General features: G+C 72.6%; 12 protein-coding genes. 5 read left to right on the forward strand and 7 right to left on the reverse strand.

What is annotated here, in order from left to right:
* Positions 1-4: 4 nt before the first annotated feature.
* The 4 genes from LCN96_RS52270 to LCN96_RS52285 are packed head-to-tail and all read right to left on the reverse strand — an operon-like array spanning position 5 to position 6957.
* On the reverse strand, positions 5-1300 hold the full coding sequence (locus tag LCN96_RS52270; RefSeq protein WP_225269835.1) for a glycosyltransferase: 1296 nt from the start codon (positions 1298-1300) through the stop codon (positions 5-7).
* Positions 1297-2757: an MFS transporter gene (locus LCN96_RS52275; RefSeq protein ID WP_225269836.1), complete on the reverse strand. Its 1461-nt coding sequence runs from the start codon at positions 2755-2757 to the stop codon at positions 1297-1299. Before LCN96_RS52275 ends, LCN96_RS52270 begins: the two co-directional genes overlap by 4 nt.
* On the reverse strand, positions 2754-5279 hold the full coding sequence (locus LCN96_RS52280) for an MMPL family transporter (RefSeq protein ID WP_225269837.1): 2526 nt from the start codon (positions 5277-5279) through the stop codon (positions 2754-2756). The genes LCN96_RS52275 and LCN96_RS52280 overlap by 4 nt, the downstream gene beginning before the upstream one ends.
* On the reverse strand, positions 5272-6957 hold the full coding sequence (locus LCN96_RS52285; RefSeq protein ID WP_225269838.1) for a fatty acyl-AMP ligase: 1686 nt from the start codon (positions 6955-6957) through the stop codon (positions 5272-5274). Before LCN96_RS52285 ends, LCN96_RS52280 begins: the two co-directional genes overlap by 8 nt.
* A gap of 186 nt (positions 6958-7143) precedes the next feature.
* Here LCN96_RS52285 and LCN96_RS52290 point away from each other — a divergent pair, with 186 nt between their 5' ends.
* Positions 7144-8400 (forward strand): MFS transporter, encoded by a 1257-nt coding sequence (locus LCN96_RS52290; RefSeq protein ID WP_225269839.1) that lies wholly within the window; start codon positions 7144-7146, stop codon positions 8398-8400.
* Here LCN96_RS52290 and LCN96_RS52295 read toward each other — a convergent pair.
* The 3 genes from LCN96_RS52295 to LCN96_RS52305 form a co-directional block, all read right to left on the reverse strand.
* On the reverse strand, positions 8382-8846 hold the full coding sequence (locus LCN96_RS52295) for a hypothetical protein (protein WP_225269840.1): 465 nt from the start codon (positions 8844-8846) through the stop codon (positions 8382-8384). The two genes, LCN96_RS52290 and LCN96_RS52295, sit on opposite strands and share 19 nt — an antisense overlap.
* A gap of 95 nt (positions 8847-8941) precedes the next feature.
* Positions 8942-10057, reverse strand: coding sequence for an NAD(P)/FAD-dependent oxidoreductase (locus LCN96_RS52300; RefSeq protein WP_225269841.1), 1116 nt, complete (start codon positions 10055-10057; stop codon positions 8942-8944).
* A 39-nt stretch (positions 10058-10096) separates the two neighbouring features.
* Positions 10097-10654 carry a hypothetical protein gene (locus LCN96_RS52305; protein ID WP_225269842.1) on the reverse strand — a complete coding sequence of 186 codons (558 nt, stop codon included), beginning with the start codon at positions 10652-10654 and terminating at the stop codon, positions 10097-10099.
* A 144-nt stretch (positions 10655-10798) separates the two neighbouring features.
* Between LCN96_RS52305 and LCN96_RS52310 the strand changes: the two genes are divergently transcribed.
* The 4 genes from LCN96_RS52310 to fahA all read left to right on the forward strand — a co-directional run bounded on the left by LCN96_RS52310 (position 10799) and on the right by fahA (position 14550).
* Positions 10799-11428: an IclR family transcriptional regulator gene (locus LCN96_RS52310; RefSeq protein ID WP_225269843.1), complete on the forward strand. Its 630-nt coding sequence runs from the start codon at positions 10799-10801 to the stop codon at positions 11426-11428.
* A 79-nt stretch (positions 11429-11507) separates the two neighbouring features.
* Positions 11508-12677 (forward strand): homogentisate 1,2-dioxygenase, encoded by a 1170-nt coding sequence (locus tag LCN96_RS52315; RefSeq protein ID WP_225269844.1) that lies wholly within the window; start codon positions 11508-11510, stop codon positions 12675-12677.
* Positions 12674-13450 carry a hypothetical protein gene (locus LCN96_RS52320; protein ID WP_225269845.1) on the forward strand — a complete coding sequence of 259 codons (777 nt, stop codon included), beginning with the start codon at positions 12674-12676 and terminating at the stop codon, positions 13448-13450. The genes LCN96_RS52315 and LCN96_RS52320 overlap by 4 nt, the downstream gene beginning before the upstream one ends.
* Positions 13447-14550: a fumarylacetoacetase gene (gene fahA / locus LCN96_RS52325; protein WP_225269846.1), complete on the forward strand. Its 1104-nt coding sequence runs from the start codon at positions 13447-13449 to the stop codon at positions 14548-14550. The genes LCN96_RS52320 and fahA overlap by 4 nt, the downstream gene beginning before the upstream one ends.
* Positions 14551-14584 lie beyond the last annotated feature (34 nt).

A 14584-nucleotide genomic window follows, 5' to 3' on the forward strand; every position in this document is an offset into this window, starting at 1 on the left:
ACGATCAAGGACGATCAATGAGATCTACGGCGTTCTTCACGCCATGCTCAACATGTAGTAGCCGTCCCAGTCGTGCGGCGTTTTCCCGATATTCACGTGCGGCGATCAATCGCGCCGCCAATTCCCGCCTGGTCAGCCTGCTCACAGGCAACGGCCGGGGCCCTGCTCCCAACGCCACCACCCGGCGGGCCCAGAACGGCTGATCGGCGAAGAACGGGCACACCACATTCGGCACCCCCGCCGCCAGCGCCGCCCCGGTGGTCCCCGCCCCTCCGTGGTGCACCACGGCCGACATCCTCGGGAACAGCCGTTCGTGCGCCACCTCCCCCACCACCCGCACGTCGTCGTCCTCCGCCACCGGCAGCCCCTGCACGACCCCCCGCAGCCGCGCCAGCCGCAACGCGCCCACCACCGCGGCCGCCACCCGCTCCGGCTCGTCCGGCACCATGCTGCCGAACCCCACGAACACCGGCGCCGGTCCGGCCTCCAGGAAATCCTCGATCCCGCCTCCCGGCTCCCCGTTCGGCAGCCGCCAGTATCCGGTCAGGTGCACGTGCCCCGGCCAGTCCGCCGGCCGGGACACCACGTGCGGGCTGACCCCGCACAACACCGGCACCCGCGCCCGCCGATCCGCCGCGAACGGGCTCCCCCGCAACGGCCCCAGCCCCAGCACCTCGGCCCGCAGCCGGTTGACCATCCTCCCGAGCGCCAGCCAGCCGAGCCGCTCCACCAGGGCGTAGCTGGCTCTGTTGCCCAGGGAACCAAGGGTCGTCAGCGGGACCAGGGGGTTGGGGAACTCCCGGGTGGGCTCGCTGGGCTGGAAGTGCAGGATGCGGTACGGGGTGCCGTACCGGTCGTGCAGGTGCCTGCCGAAGGCGCCGAGGGCGGGGGCGAGCACCAGGTCGGCGCCCGCACAGGCGGCGTCCACCTCCTTGACCAGGGTGGTGGCCAGCGGCTCCACCACGGTTCTGAAGCCACGCACGAAACCCAGCGGGCCGCTCCGCAACCACCGGCGCCCCTCCTCGCTCTCCACGATCGCCACGGGGTCCACGCCGATCGGCGCGAACGCCACACCGGGCGCTGCCTGCGCGGCGTTCCGGTCTTCAGGCATCGCCCGCGCCGTGTTGCGGTGGCTGGGTGCTGCCTGCGCGGCGGTCCGATCACCGCGCCCGGCCAGCCAGGCGTACCGGCCGGCCGCGACGAGCGTGGCCATGTGACCGCGGGCCGCGAGCTCGTGGGCCAGCGCCGCACACGGCTGCACGTCCCCGCGCGACCCGAACCCCAGCACCACCACCCTCACGGCAGACTCACCAGACTGATCAACGCCCCGACCAGCACCAACCCAGCCGCCACCAACAGCCCCACCGCATACCCGGCAGCAAAGGCCCCGGCAGCATGCACGATCACCCCAACAGCAGCGATCCCAAAAAGTCCCGAAATTTCACGACTCACCGAGAAGATCCCACCCGCCACCCCAGCCCTCGCCTCCGGCACCGCCCCCAGCACCGCCGACCCGAGCGGCATGGTCAACGCCGACCCCACCCCGATGGCACACACGGCAGGCAGCAACCGCCCCCACCCGTCTCCAGCCTCCAGCGTCGCGGCCAACGCCATCCCACCGGCCACCAGCACGAGCCCGGCCGCCACCGTACGCCCGGCCCCCAGCCACCGCTCCACCACCGGCACAACCGGCGTGACGACCACCACCAGCAACGCCAACGGCACGAACGCCACCCCGGAGGCCGTCGGCGTGAACCCGAGCACCTCTTGCAGGAAGATCGCCGTATAGAAGAACACCCCGTTCACCCCGAGCCCCCAGAGCACCTGCGCCGCCACCCCGCCCGCGAAGCTCCGCACCCTGAACAACCCCGGCTCCACCATCGGCTCCCTGGCCCGCCGCTCCGCCACCACGAACGCCGCACCACCACCCGCGCACACCAGCACCGCCACCACGACGGCCGGAGACGTCCACCCGTGCGCGCCTCCATGGATCAACGCGAACGTGCCGGCCGCCAGGAACACCACCGACGCCACCACCCCGGGCACGTCCAGCTCCCGCCACCCCGGGCGCCGGGCCGCAGCAGCAGCCCGATGGGCCGGCCCGCTCGCAGGAGCAGCTCGGCGAGCGGAATCGCCCGCACCATAAGCCGGGCGAGCGGAATCGCCCGCACCATCAGGCACACCCACGGCGACCAGGCCCATGACCAGGGCGCCCAGCGGCACGTTGGCCAGGAACACCCAGCTCCAGTGCGCGTGCTGGCTGACATAACCGCCCGCCACCGGCCCGAGCGCCAGCGCCGCCGCGCCGGAGGCCATCCACACGGCCACCCCCGTGGACCGCTGCCGTTCCTCCCGCCCGGCCAGCGCAGCCAGCGTCGCGGGCAGGATCAGCGCCGCCCCAGCTCCCTGCGCCAGCCGGGCCGCGACCAGCACCTCGATCGAGCCGGCCAGGCCCGCGCCGAGCGACGCCGCCGTGAACGCGGCCAGGCCCGCCAGCAGGACCCGGCGGTGGCCGTGGACGTCGGCCAGGCGGCCGCCGGCGAGCATGAGGCCCGAGAAGGTGAGGATGTAGCCCGTCGCCACCCACTCCAGGGCGGCCAGGCTCGCGCCGAGGTCGCGCTGGATGGTGGGGATGGCGACGGTGACGATCGTGTTGTCCAGCGTGGTCATGAAACCGGCCAGGCCCGTGACGAGGAACAGCGGCCAGGCCCTGGCTGATCGCCGCTGCCGCCCTCTTCGGGTGACGGTCAGGCTCACTCGTCCACCTCCGCCCACGTCCATCCGCCGCCCGGGAGCGGTCGCACCACGCGCGTACGCCGCTCCGTCACCCGCACCCACGCCGGCCGCCGCTCAGGCTGGGCGCTCCGGGGCCGGGCGTCCTGGGGCCGGGCGTTCCCAGGCTCGCGGGCGGTGGATCGCGTGATCGGAGCGGGGAGCGGCACAGGGTCGGTGTCCGCCCCGAAGATGGCCGGCCGCCCGTTCACGGTCACCCCCGGTGATGCGGCCTCCGGCAAGGGCACAGTCGCAGACGCCGCCACTGACGCGGAGCCGGGCGCGGAGGCCAGGGCGCGTGCAGGTGCGGGAACCGGAGTCGGGACCGGGGCTTCGCGAAGCTCGATGCGCCGATGAAATGCCCGCCACGACCGCGGCAACCACCAATTCACCCCACCCATCAACCGCATGGAAGCAGGCACCAACAAAGCCCGCACCAACGTCGCATCCACCACGATCGCCACAAACATCCCCACCCCCAACAACTTCACGATCGTGATCCCAGCCGTGGAAAACGCCCCGATCACCACCAGCAGCAACAAGGCCGCACTACTGATCACCCCGCCTGTCTGCTGCAACCCCACAGCCACAGCAGCCGCGTTGTCCCCCGTCCGCAACCACTCCGCCCGCACCCGCGACAACAGGAACAACTCGTAATCCATCGACAACCCGAACACCACAGCCAGAATGAGCACGGTCACGGTCGCCTCGATGGCGCCGGTGGGGGTGAAGTTCAGGAGAGCGGCCAGGTGCCCGTCCTGGAAGGCCCACACGATCACCCCGAACGAGGCCCCGATGGACAACACATTCATCAACAACGCCTTGATCGGCAGCACCACAGACCCGAACGCGGCGAACAACAACACCGCCGTGGCCGAGCACACCACCAGCGCCATCCACGGCAACGTGGCGACCAGGCTGTCCTGGAGATCCAGTTGGGCCGCCGTGGGCCCGCCGACCACCACCCGCCGCACGTTCGGCTCGGGCGAAAGGCCCCGGATGGCCCGGACGAGCGCCCGGGCCTCGTCGGACATCGGGTCGGCCGCGTACCGCACGGCCAGCCGCACCGCCCCGCGGGCCTGCGAGAACCCCGCGACCTCGACCTCCGTGACGGCGGGCAGCCGTTCCAGGCGCCGCACCAGGGGCCGGACGTCCACGGGGCTGACACCGGTGACGGCGCTGATCGGGGTGTGTCCCCGGCCGAGCGGTCCCGGGAGCGGCGCCGGTTCGGTGAAGGAGCGTTCGACCAGGACGTGCACGTCGATGGCGGCCATGGCGTTGCGGGCGAAGTCGCGGTCGAGGGTCTCGGCGACGCGGCGGCCCTCGGAGGTGGCGGGCAGCACGCGGTGGTCCACGTTCCCGAACTTGACGTGCAGGAACGGCACCGCCAGCGCCACCAGCACGACGGTCACCGCCACCAGGTACAGCACGGGCCGCCGCATCACGCTGGAGGCGACGGCGTGCCACAGCCCACCCTGCCCGCGCGGCCCGAAGTCGGGGGTGATCCGCAGCGCGTTCACCCGCGGCCCGAGCACGCCGAGGACGGCGGGCAGCACGATCAGCGCGGCCGCCACGGCGACCAGCACCACGGCGGCGGCGCCGAGCCCGATCGAGCGCAGGAACATCTGCGGGAACAGCAGCAGCCCGAGCAACGCCGTGGCCACGGTCAGCCCGGAGAAGGCGACGGTGCGCCCGGCCGTGGCCATGGTGCGCACGACGGCCTGCTCGTTCGTGGCGCCGCGGGCGATCTCCTCCCTGAACGCCTTGAGCACGAAGAGCGAGTAGTCGATGGCCAGGCCGAGCCCGAGCATGGTGACGACGTTCAGCGAGAAGACGGACACCTCGGTGACGGAGGTGAGCAGCCGCAGCAGCACCAGCGCGCCGAGTACCGCGAGCAGCCCCACGACCAGCGGCAGCCCGGCGGCCACGAGGCTGCCGAAGACCACGACGAGCAGCACGAGCAGCACCGGCATGGAGATGACCTCGGCGCGGGTGAGGTCGGCGGCGGTCTGGTCGTTGAGCTCGTCGAGGAGGGGGACGGAGCCACCGATCGACACGTGCAGGTTCTCGACGCTCCTGAGCCGGTCGGCGATGGCGGCGTAGGCGCGCTGCTCGTCGCCCTTGAGGGTGACGATCGCGTACGTGGCGTGCCCGTCCTCGGAGACCATCTTCTTCGACCGGGTCGTCCAGTACGTGGCCATCGCCCGCACGTGCCGGCCCGGCAGCGCCCGCAGCGAGTCGTGCACGGCCGCCTTGTAACGGGCGTCGCGCACCTTGACGGTGGGGTGCCGGTAGAGCACGACCACGTCGGGGGCGTGGCCGCCGTACCATTCGTCGTTCCAGCGGGCGGCGGTGGTGGAGTCGGCGCGCGGGTCCTCGAAGCCGCCGTCGGCCATCCGGCCGAACAGCTCCAGGCCGAGCGGCGCGACGAGGACCGCCGCCGCCAGGGTCAGCGCCAGCAGCGTCCACCGGCCGCGGTAGACCAGCCGGCCCGCCCACTCAAACAAACAGTCCCTCCAGGTACGCCTGGAGGCACGCCCGCCGGGCGATCTTGCCGCTGGACGTCCTCGGCACGGTTCCGGCGCCGGTCAGCACGAAGTCGTGCACCGATAATTCGTGATATTTCCGGACGGCGGCCCGCACCGCCCGCCCGACCTCCGCCACGTCGGCGCCCTCCCCGCCCCGCGCCCGCTCTGCCACCACGACGAGCAGCTCCCCCGCCCCGCCGGTGGCCCCGGGGTCGCCCGGGACGCCGAAGGCCGCCACGCGGTCCCGCCGCACCGCCGGGTGCGCCTCCTGCACGGTGGCCTCGATGTCCTGCGGGTAGTGGTTGCGCCCGTCCACGATGACCAGGTCCTTGATCCGCCCGGTGACGTACAGCCGCCCGTCGTGCAGCACGCCCAGGTCCCCGGTGCGCAACCAGGTGCCCTCCTCCCCCTCCAGCACCGCCCCGAACACCTCCGCGCTGCGGGCGGCGTCCCGCCAGTAGGCGCGTGCCACGTTCGGCCCCCGCACCCAGATCTCGCCCACCTCGCCATCGGGCAGCGCCCGGCCGCCGGACACGACGCGCACCCGCTGACCGTACGGACGGCCGCAGGACACGAGGCGAGAGCCAAGAGCGGCCGGCACCGCGCGCCCGTCGCGCAGCGCGTCGCGGTCGAACGTGGTCACCACCGGCCGCTCGTCCCGCCCGGTGGCGGCGACGAAGACGGTGGCCTCGGCCAGCCCGTACGCGGGCGTGTGCGCCTCGGGCCGCAGCCCGCACCCGGCGAAGGCCGCGTCGAACGCCTCGATCGCCCCCGGCCGCACCGGCTCCGCGCCGTTCAGCATGACCCGCACCCCGGACAGGTCCAGCCCGGCTTTCTCCCCGGGGGTGACGCGGGCGGACGTGTACTCGTAGGCGAAGTTGGGCCCGGCCGTGAACACGTCGGTGAACTCCGACAGCAGCCGCAGCCACCGCACCGGCCGCATCACGAACGCCACCGGATCCATGAAGGCCGCCAGGTTCCCGCCCATCATCGGCATCGCCACGGTGGCGACCAGCCCCATGTCGTGGAAGAGCGGCAGCCACAGCGCCGCCACCGAGGTCCTGGGCCTGGCCCTGAACAGCTCCCAGAGCTGGGTGGCGTTGGCGGTGAGGTTGCCGTGGGTGATCTCGACCCCGGCGGGCGCGCGGGTGGAGCCGGAGGTGTACTGCAGGTAGGCGAGGTCGCCGGGGCCGGTCGGCTCGGGCTCCCACTCGTCGGCGAGCAGGTCGGAGACGGTGTCCACGGCGAGCACGTGCTTGGGGGCCTGGGCGGTGGCCAGGAACTCGGTGACGCCGGGCAGCGCGGCGGTCGTGGTCAGCACGATCATGGGGTCGGCGTCGGCGTACGCCCCGGCCAGCCGCTCGCCGTGCCCCGGCAGCCCCGGCGCGAACAGCGGCACCGCGACGAGCCGCGCGTACATGGCGCCGATCATGGCCACGACGTAGTCCAGCCCCTGCGGCACGAGCACCGCGACGCGGTCGCCAGGACCGGCCAGCTCGCGCAGCCGCACGGCCAGCGCCCTGGCCCTGAGGTCGGCGCGGGCCCAGGTGAGCGTGTGCCGCGCGCCGCCCGCGAGGTGGTCCACGAACGTGTACGCGGGCGCCTCCGGGAGCTCCCGGGCCCACCGGGCCACCTGTGCGATCAGCGTCTCGCGCATGCCTGGTCCCCTCACCGTGAGCAGGACCTAGCAAATTACGGGAGAAGCAGGCGCGATTCTTGCCCGGCACCGGCACAATCCGCGACGGATCTTGTTGCCGAAGTGACAAGGAATAAGCAGACGACACAGCACCTTCGCTGCGGCAGAATGGCAGGGTTTGGCTGTTTTTCAGGGGGTTTGCGGAAAATGCACGGCAATCTAGGCGATCTCGGCCTGCTCAAGGACCGTCGTTTCGCGCTCCTGCTGTCGGCCCGGACGATCTCCGTACTGGGCAGCGCGTTCGCCCCGGTCGCGCTGGCGTTCGGCATCCTGAACCTGCCTGGCGCCGACGCCTCCACGCTGTCGGTGGTGCTCACCGCCGAGTCGCTGCCCATGATCCTGTTCATGCTGGTCGGCGGCGTGATCGCGGACCGGCTGCCGCGCCACCGGGTGATGATGGCGGGCGAGTTCCTGATGGCCACCGGGTTCTTCGCGCTGGGCGCGATGCTGCTCACCGGCTGGACCCCGCTGCCCGCGCTGATCGCGGCCTCGGCGCTGGCCGGGGTGGCGACGGCGGTCACGTTCCCTGCGCTGACCGGGATCATCCCCGAGGTCGTCCCCCTGGACAGGCTGCAGACCGGCAACGCCCTGCTCGGCCTGGGCGCGAACGCCTCGCGGGTGGCGGGCGCGGTGCTCGGCGGCGGCATGGTCGTGCTCTTCGGCGGCGGCTGGGCGCTGGTGATGAGCGGCGCGCTGTTCGCCCTGGCGGGCGTGCTGGTCGCGCTGCTGCGGCTGGAGACGTCCGACCGGCGGGACGGCGAGACCCACTCGGTGCTGGCCGACCTGCGGGACGGATGGCGCGAGTTCAGCTCGCGGCAGTGGATCTGGGTGGTGGTCGCGCAGTTCTCACTGCTGGTGATGGCCATCCAGGCCGCGCACGGCGTGCTCGGCCCGCTGCTGGCCAAGGAGAGCCTCGGCGGCCCGCTGGCCTGGTCGGGCTTCCTGGCCGGGGAGGCGGTCGGCACGATCGCCGGGGTGCTGATCTCGCTGCGGCTGCGCCCGAGCCGCCCGATCCTGGTCGGGGTGCTGCTGTGCCTGCCGACCGCCCTGCCGTACCTGCTGCTCGGGCTGGACGCGCCGCTCTGGGTGATCGTGGCGGGGGCGTTCGTGTTCGGCGTGTGCTTCGACGTGTTCGGCGTGCTCTGGCAGACCACGATGCAGCGGGAGATCCCGGCCGACTCGTTGTCGCGGGTCAGCTCGTACGACATCCTCGGCTCGATGATGTTCGGCCCGATCGGGCTGCTGCTGGCCGGGCCCGCGGCAGGCTGGTTCGGCACCGAGGAGTCGCTGCTCGGCTGCGCGGTCATCGTGGTGATCTCCACGCTGGCCGCGCTGCTGTCGCCCGGCGTGCGCAACCTGCGCGCGCCCCAGCCGCAGGCCACCGCTCACGCGGACCTGAAGTAGGCGTTGGCCCTGGGCTGGAACATCAGCACCAGCGCCCCCAGCACGGCCAGCACGTGCAGCACCCGGCTGGCCGCGAACGCCCACGCCAGCGCGTCGGCCCCGGCCATGGCTTCGGCGATCGAGCCGCCCGCGAGCAGCCACTCGACCGGCTCCTTCACCAGCGACAACGTGCCGAACACGCCGAGCGTCCCGGCCAGTGTCCAGCGCGCCCAGTTGGCGCCGTCCTTCAGCTTCAGCGTCAGGAAGACCGCCCCGGCGAACACGGCCAGCCGGAACCCGGCCTGGGGCAGCAGGCCGAGCACCGGCGCGCCCTCGTACAACAGGCTGCCGATCATCAGCACGGCCTCGAACGCGCCGAACGCGACGGCCGCCAGCCAGAGCATGGCGGCGGTGTGCACGACGGGCGGGGGCGTCTCGGCCTTGACGACGACGGTGGTGGTGCTCATAGCGGAACCTCCGGAGAAGTGGTGATACCGCAGTCTCCGCCGCGCGCCCCCCGCGCGGCATGCCCGCCGTCCCCCGAGTTCCGGTGGGGCCCGCCCTACCCCACCTGGCCGCTTGTCCGCAGGCCACGGGTGGGGATCCGCTCGTGCGGGCCGAAGCGCGGCTCCGGCGCGTGCTCGCCGTCCAGCACGCCCGCCACGTACGCGCCCAGCACCGGCCCGTGCTTGAACCCGTGCCCCGAGTCCCCGCCCAGCAGCCACACGCCGGGCGCGGTCTCGGTGAGCAGCCACTCGGCGTCCGGGGTGATCGCGTACTGGCAGACCTGGCTGAACACCACCGGCGCCCCCGCCAGCGCGGGGAACCTGCGGCCCAGGTAAGCGGCGGCCCGCTCGACGCTGTCCGCGTCCACCACGCGGCTGCCGTGCTCCGGCTCGTACGGCAGCCCCTCCGCGTCGGAGGTGGACTTCATGCCGACCCCGTCCACGTCGCCGTGCCCGTAGGCGGAGGCGTCGTAGTCGACCCAGGCGGGCGTCTCGGGCACCGACCACGCGGCCGGCACCGCGAAGTGCAGCGTGTCCTGCTTGGTCACGGTGATCGGCAGCCCGTCGAAGAGCCGGGGCAGCCAGGCGCCGCACGCCCACACCACGCGGTCGGCGCGGTGGACCTCGCCGTCGACCTCGACGGCGGCCTGCCCCGGTACGGGCAGCGCCCGCGCCCTGACCAGCCGGGCCCCGGCGTCCACCGCCAGGCCGGCGGTCACCTGGGTGGCCCGCCTGGCCCTGATCACGCCCGCGTGCGGCTCCCACAGCAGGAAGCTGAGGTCGTCGCCGGCGAAGTCGGGGAAGAACCTGGTGCCCTCTCGCGGGTCCAGCACCTCACAGTCGATGTCCAGCCGCTTGAGCACCTGGGCGCTGGCGTGCTCCCACCCGTCGGGGGTCCTGGCGAACCAGACCATCCCCGCCTCCAGGTAGAGCTGCTCCCCTGCCCGCTCGCCCAGCCGCCGCCAGCCGTCCCTGGCCTCCCAGGCGCGGCGGGCGTACCAGTCGTCGGCGCCGTGCGCGCAGCGCAGCAGCCGCGTCTCGCCCGCGCTGGCCTGCCGGACGTGCCCCGGCCTGTGCTGCTCGATCAGCGTCACCCGCCAGCCGGTTTCGGCCAGCCGCAACGCCAGTGACGACCCCCAAATGCCCGCTCCGACCACAATGACCGATTTCATGGAACCACCGTGACCGGAAACCGGGCTCCGCCACAAGACTCAGACGATGATGAGCCGGACGACGACGCCCGCACAGTTGCCCGCCACGCAGACGCGCACCGGCACCTCGGAGATACCGGGTGCCGCCGGGACGCCGCCCACGTGCCCGTCGGGGCCGATGCTCACGCCCTCGGGGACCTTGTCGTGGTCGGTCACGGTGAAGGTGGGCACCACCCCGGCGGGGCCGCCGTTGATGCCGATCTCGCCGTTCAGCGCCGTGCCGGCCTTGCCGGGGAAGGTCAGCTCGCGCGGCTCCCACGGCACGTTGGCCAGCACCACCAGCGTGACGTCCTGCTCGCGGCAGGACCGGCCCTCGCAGACCTGCACCGTGGCGACGAACGTGCCGGAGCGCTGCGGCTTGCCGTACAGGCGGCCCTCCTGGTCGACCTGGACGCCGACCGCGAGGTAGGCGGGACGGAAGGTGACGCCCTTGGCGACGGGCAGCAGCCACTGGCTCACCTCGATGCCCACGGTGACGTAGAACGTGCTCTCCACCAGGCTCTGGTCGACGGGCGTCGCGCGGGACACCTCGACCATCGGGGTGGTGATCGACGGCATGACAGGTGAAAGGGCACACAGCGCCAGCCCGGCAAGCAGGAGCACCCACCTTTGCCGCATCATTACCCCCCGGCTCTTCCACGTCGATACGTACCCCTGTTCACCTCCTCTTCACCGTGCGGGCGGCACCCCATAATCGGTCGCATGGCCGCTGAATCAGCCCAGACCCTGGAGCGCGGGCTCCGCCTGCTCAGACTGCTCGCCGACGGCAAGGGCGGGCGCACGCCGACCGAGCTGAGCGCCGAGCTGTCGCTGAGCCGTCCCGTGGTGTACCGGCTGCTCACGACGTTGCTGAGTGAGGGTTTCGTGCGCAGGGACGCCGAGGGGCGGGTGCACCTGGGATTCGGGGTGCTGGCGCTGGCCCAGGCGGTGCAGCCGCTGCTGCGCGCGGCGGCGGTGCCGACGTTGCGGCGGCTGGCCGAGCAGGTGGGCGCGACCGCGCACCTGACCGTGGCCGAGGGTGACGACGGGCTGGCCGTCGCGGTGGTGGAGCCGTCCTGGACGAGGATGCACGTGGCCTACCGCGAGGGCTCGCGCCATCCGCTGGCCAGGGGCGCGGCGGGGCAGGCGATCCTGGCCCTGCGCGAGGGGCGGCACGACTACTTCGTGACGGAGGGGCAGTTGCAGGAGGGGGCGCGGGGTGTCGCCGCGCCCGTGACCGGCCTGCCGTGGCTGGAGGCGTCGGTGGGGGTGGTGACGTTCGGGCCGCTGGAGGAGTCGGCCGGGCCGCGCGTGGTGGCCGCCGCGGCCGAGCTGGCCGCCGCCCTGGGTTGACATCTCCGCGGCCATAGCGGACGGTAGTCACATATAGAGGACACTTTCGTCCGATAGTCGGACAGGCAGGGAGGGGCCCATGCCGTTCTACCGGGTCGTGGGAGAGGTGCCGAGAAAGCGGCACACGCAGTTCAGGCGGCCGGACGGCGGCCTGTACGCGGAGGAGCTGATGGGCGAGGAGGGCTTCTCGTCCGACTCCTCGCTGCTCTACCACCGCCACCTGCCCACCGCGATCATCAAGGCGGACGCGGTCACGCCGGCCGTGGAGACGCGGCTGAAGCCCAACCTGCCGCTCTCACCACGCCACTTCCGCACCCAGGACCTGAGCACCGCGGGCGACCTGGTCTCCGGCCGGATGACGCTGGCCGGCAACGGCGACGTCCGATTGTCGTACGCCACCAGCGACCGGCCCAGCGAGCTCTACCGCAACTCCATGGGCGACGAGTGCGTGTACGTGCAGCGCGGCCGGGTGCGCTTCGAGTCCACCTACGGCGTGATCGAGGCCGCCGAGGGCGACTACGTGGTGATCCCGACCGGCACCATCCACCGCTGGGTGCCCGACGGCCAGGTCAACGTGCTGGCCATCGAGGCGGCCGGGCACATCAGGCCGCCCAAGCGCTACCTGTCGCAGTACGGCCAGTTCCTGGAGCACGCCCCCTACTGCGAGCGCGACCTGCGCGGCCCGTCCGAGCCGCTCGTCGTCGAGGGCGAGGAGGTGCCGGTCCTGGTCCGCACGCGCGGCGGGCTGACCAGGCTCGTCTACCGCCACCACCCGTTCGACGTGGTCGGCTGGGACGGCTACCTCTACCCGTTCGCGTTCAACATCGACGACTTCGAGCCGATCGTGAAGAAGACGCACGCGCCGCCGCCGGTGCACCAGACCTTCGAGGGGCCCGGGTTCGTGATCTGCTCGTTCTGCCCCCGGCCGCTCGACTACCACCCGGAGGCCGTGCCGATCCCGTACAACCATCACAACGTGGACTCCGACGAGTTCATGTTCTACGTCGGCGGCGACTACTCGGCCCGCGCGGGCTCGGGCATCGACGTCGGCTCCATCTCCCTGCACCCGGCCGGCTTCACCCACGGGCCGCAGCCCGGCGCGGTGGAGGCGGTCATCGACGCCGTCGCGCGCGGCGTCACGACGACCAGCGAGGTGGCCGTCATGGTCGACACGTTCCGCCCGCTCGACCTCGGCCAGGGCGCGCTGTCCTGCGAGGACCCCGGATACGCCTGGACCTGGGCACGATGAGCGTCTCCACGGCGACGAGCCTGTACACCGCTCTGGTGGACGACGCGGGCCTGTTCCCGCCGACGTCCCTGCACATGGACGAGGCCCTGGCCCGCAACCGGCGCGACCGGGAGCGCGGCAGCGAGGTCCTCACCCACCGCTTCCTCTGCCCGGCCAGCCGCCTGGAACGGCTGCGCGGCATGGAGTACCGGCCGAGCAGGATCGGCCTGATCGCGGACACCAGCACGCTGCCCGACTGGGGCGACCTGCCGGTCGACTACGTCGAGACGCCGCTGCCGCCCGACACCTCCGTCGAGGAGCTGGTGGGGCGGCTCGGGCTGCGCGACGGCGTGCGGCTGTTCGCCGAGGTGCCGCCGCGCAAGCTGGCCATGGACCTGCCCGAGGGGGTGGGGCTGAAGGTGCGCTGCGGCGGCGCGACGGCCGAGGCGTTCCCGCCGGTGGAGCACCTGGCGCAGTTCATCAGGTCCTGCGCGGAGAGCGGCATCGCGTTCAAGGCCACCGCCGGGCTGCACCACGCCGTCCGCCACTTCGACCCCTCGCTCGGCGTGGACCGGCACGGATTCCTGAACCTGCTGCTGGGCGTCTGCGAGGCCGTGGAGGGCCGCGACCCCGCCCCCGTGCTGCGCACGACCGACGTCGGCCACCTCGTCCGGCTGGCGACCACCGTCAGCGAGGACACGGCGCGGCGGGCCCGGCAGCTGCTGGTGAGCTACGGCTCGTGCAGCACCAGCACGCCGATCGACGACCTGCGCACCCTGGGGCTGATCGCATGAGCTGGGGTGTGGGCAACCTGCCTTACGGCGTCTTCTCCTGCCCCGGGCGGGAGCCCAGGGTCGGCGTCCGGTACGGCGACAAGGTGCTCGACCTGGCAGCCGCCCTGCACGACGAGGTCTTCGCCGCCCCCTCGCTCAACCCGTTCATGGCCAGGGGCCGCGCGGCCTGGCACGACACCAGGGCCCTGATCCAGAACAAGCTCACCACCGACCGGTCCGTCACGGAGCGGCACCTGATCCCCCTGGAGCAGGTGGAGCTGCACCTGCCGTTCGAGGTTGCCGACTACGTCGACTTCTACTGCTCGATCGACCACGCGAGCAACATCGGCAAGATCTTCCGCCCCGGCTCCGAGCCGCTGCAGCCCAACTGGCGGCACCTGCCCGTCGGCTACCACGGCAGGGCGGGCACGGTCGTGGTCTCGGGGACCCCGGTCAGCAGGCCGCGGGGGCAGCTCGGGGCCGGCAGGTTCGGGCCGTGCGAGAAGCTCGACATCGAGGCGGAGCTGGGGTTCGTGGTGGGCGTGCCGACCTCCATGGGCTCGCCGGCCGGAGCGTTCGAGGACCACGTGTTCGGCGTGACGCTGGTCAACGACTGGAGCGCGCGCGACATCCAGGCGTGGGAGTACGTGCCGCTGGGGCCGTTCCTGGCCAAGTCGTTCGCCACGTCGGTCTCGCCCTGGGTGACGCCGCTGGAGGCGCTGCCCAGGATCCCCGGCCGCGCCCAGGACCCGGAGCCGGCCGCGTACCTGCGCAGGCAGGGCGACTGGGGCCTGGACATCGAGCTGGAGATCCTGCTCAACGGGGAGGTCGTGGCGCGGCCGCCGTACTCGGCCATGTACTGGACGCCCGACCAGATGCTCGCGCACCTGACGGTGAACGGGGCCTCGCTGCGCACCGGGGACCTGTTCGCCAGCGGCACGATCTCGGGCCCCGAGCGGGACCAGCGCGGCTCGCTCATCGAGCTGACCTGGAACGGCACCGATCCGATCAAGCTGGCGGGCGGCGACACGCGCGCCTTCCTCCAGGACGGCGACACGGTGACGATCAGGGCCACCGCCGCCGGGCTGACATTGGGGGAGGTTTCCGGAACGATCGGATAGCTGACTCGGTGTGCTTGCACGGTGACTCCCCGCT

Source organism: Nonomuraea gerenzanensis (assembly GCF_020215645.1).
GTDB classification, from domain to species: domain Bacteria; phylum Actinomycetota; class Actinomycetes; order Streptosporangiales; family Streptosporangiaceae; genus Nonomuraea; species Nonomuraea gerenzanensis.

Coding starts and splice junctions, on each gene's coding strand:
- LCN96_RS52285 (WP_225269838.1), bottom strand. CDS start 6,957: ATGCGCGAGACGCTGATCGCACAGGTGGCCCGGTGGGCCCGGGAGCTC.
- fahA (WP_225269846.1), top strand. CDS start 13,447: ATGAGCTGGGGTGTGGGCAACCTGCCTTACGGCGTCTTCTCCTGCCCC.
- LCN96_RS52310 (WP_225269843.1), top strand. CDS start 10,799: ATGGCCGCTGAATCAGCCCAGACCCTGGAGCGCGGGCTCCGCCTGCTC.
- LCN96_RS52320 (WP_225269845.1), top strand. CDS start 12,674: ATGAGCGTCTCCACGGCGACGAGCCTGTACACCGCTCTGGTGGACGAC.
- LCN96_RS52290 (WP_225269839.1), top strand. CDS start 7,144: ATGCACGGCAATCTAGGCGATCTCGGCCTGCTCAAGGACCGTCGTTTC.
- LCN96_RS52305 (WP_225269842.1), bottom strand. CDS start 10,654: ATGCCGTCGATCACCACCCCGATGGTCGAGGTGTCCCGCGCGACGCCC.
- LCN96_RS52300 (WP_225269841.1), bottom strand. CDS start 10,057: ATGAAATCGGTCATTGTGGTCGGAGCGGGCATTTGGGGGTCGTCACTG.
- LCN96_RS52315 (WP_225269844.1), top strand. CDS start 11,508: ATGCCGTTCTACCGGGTCGTGGGAGAGGTGCCGAGAAAGCGGCACACG.
- LCN96_RS52295 (WP_225269840.1), bottom strand. CDS start 8,846: ATGAGCACCACCACCGTCGTCGTCAAGGCCGAGACGCCCCCGCCCGTC.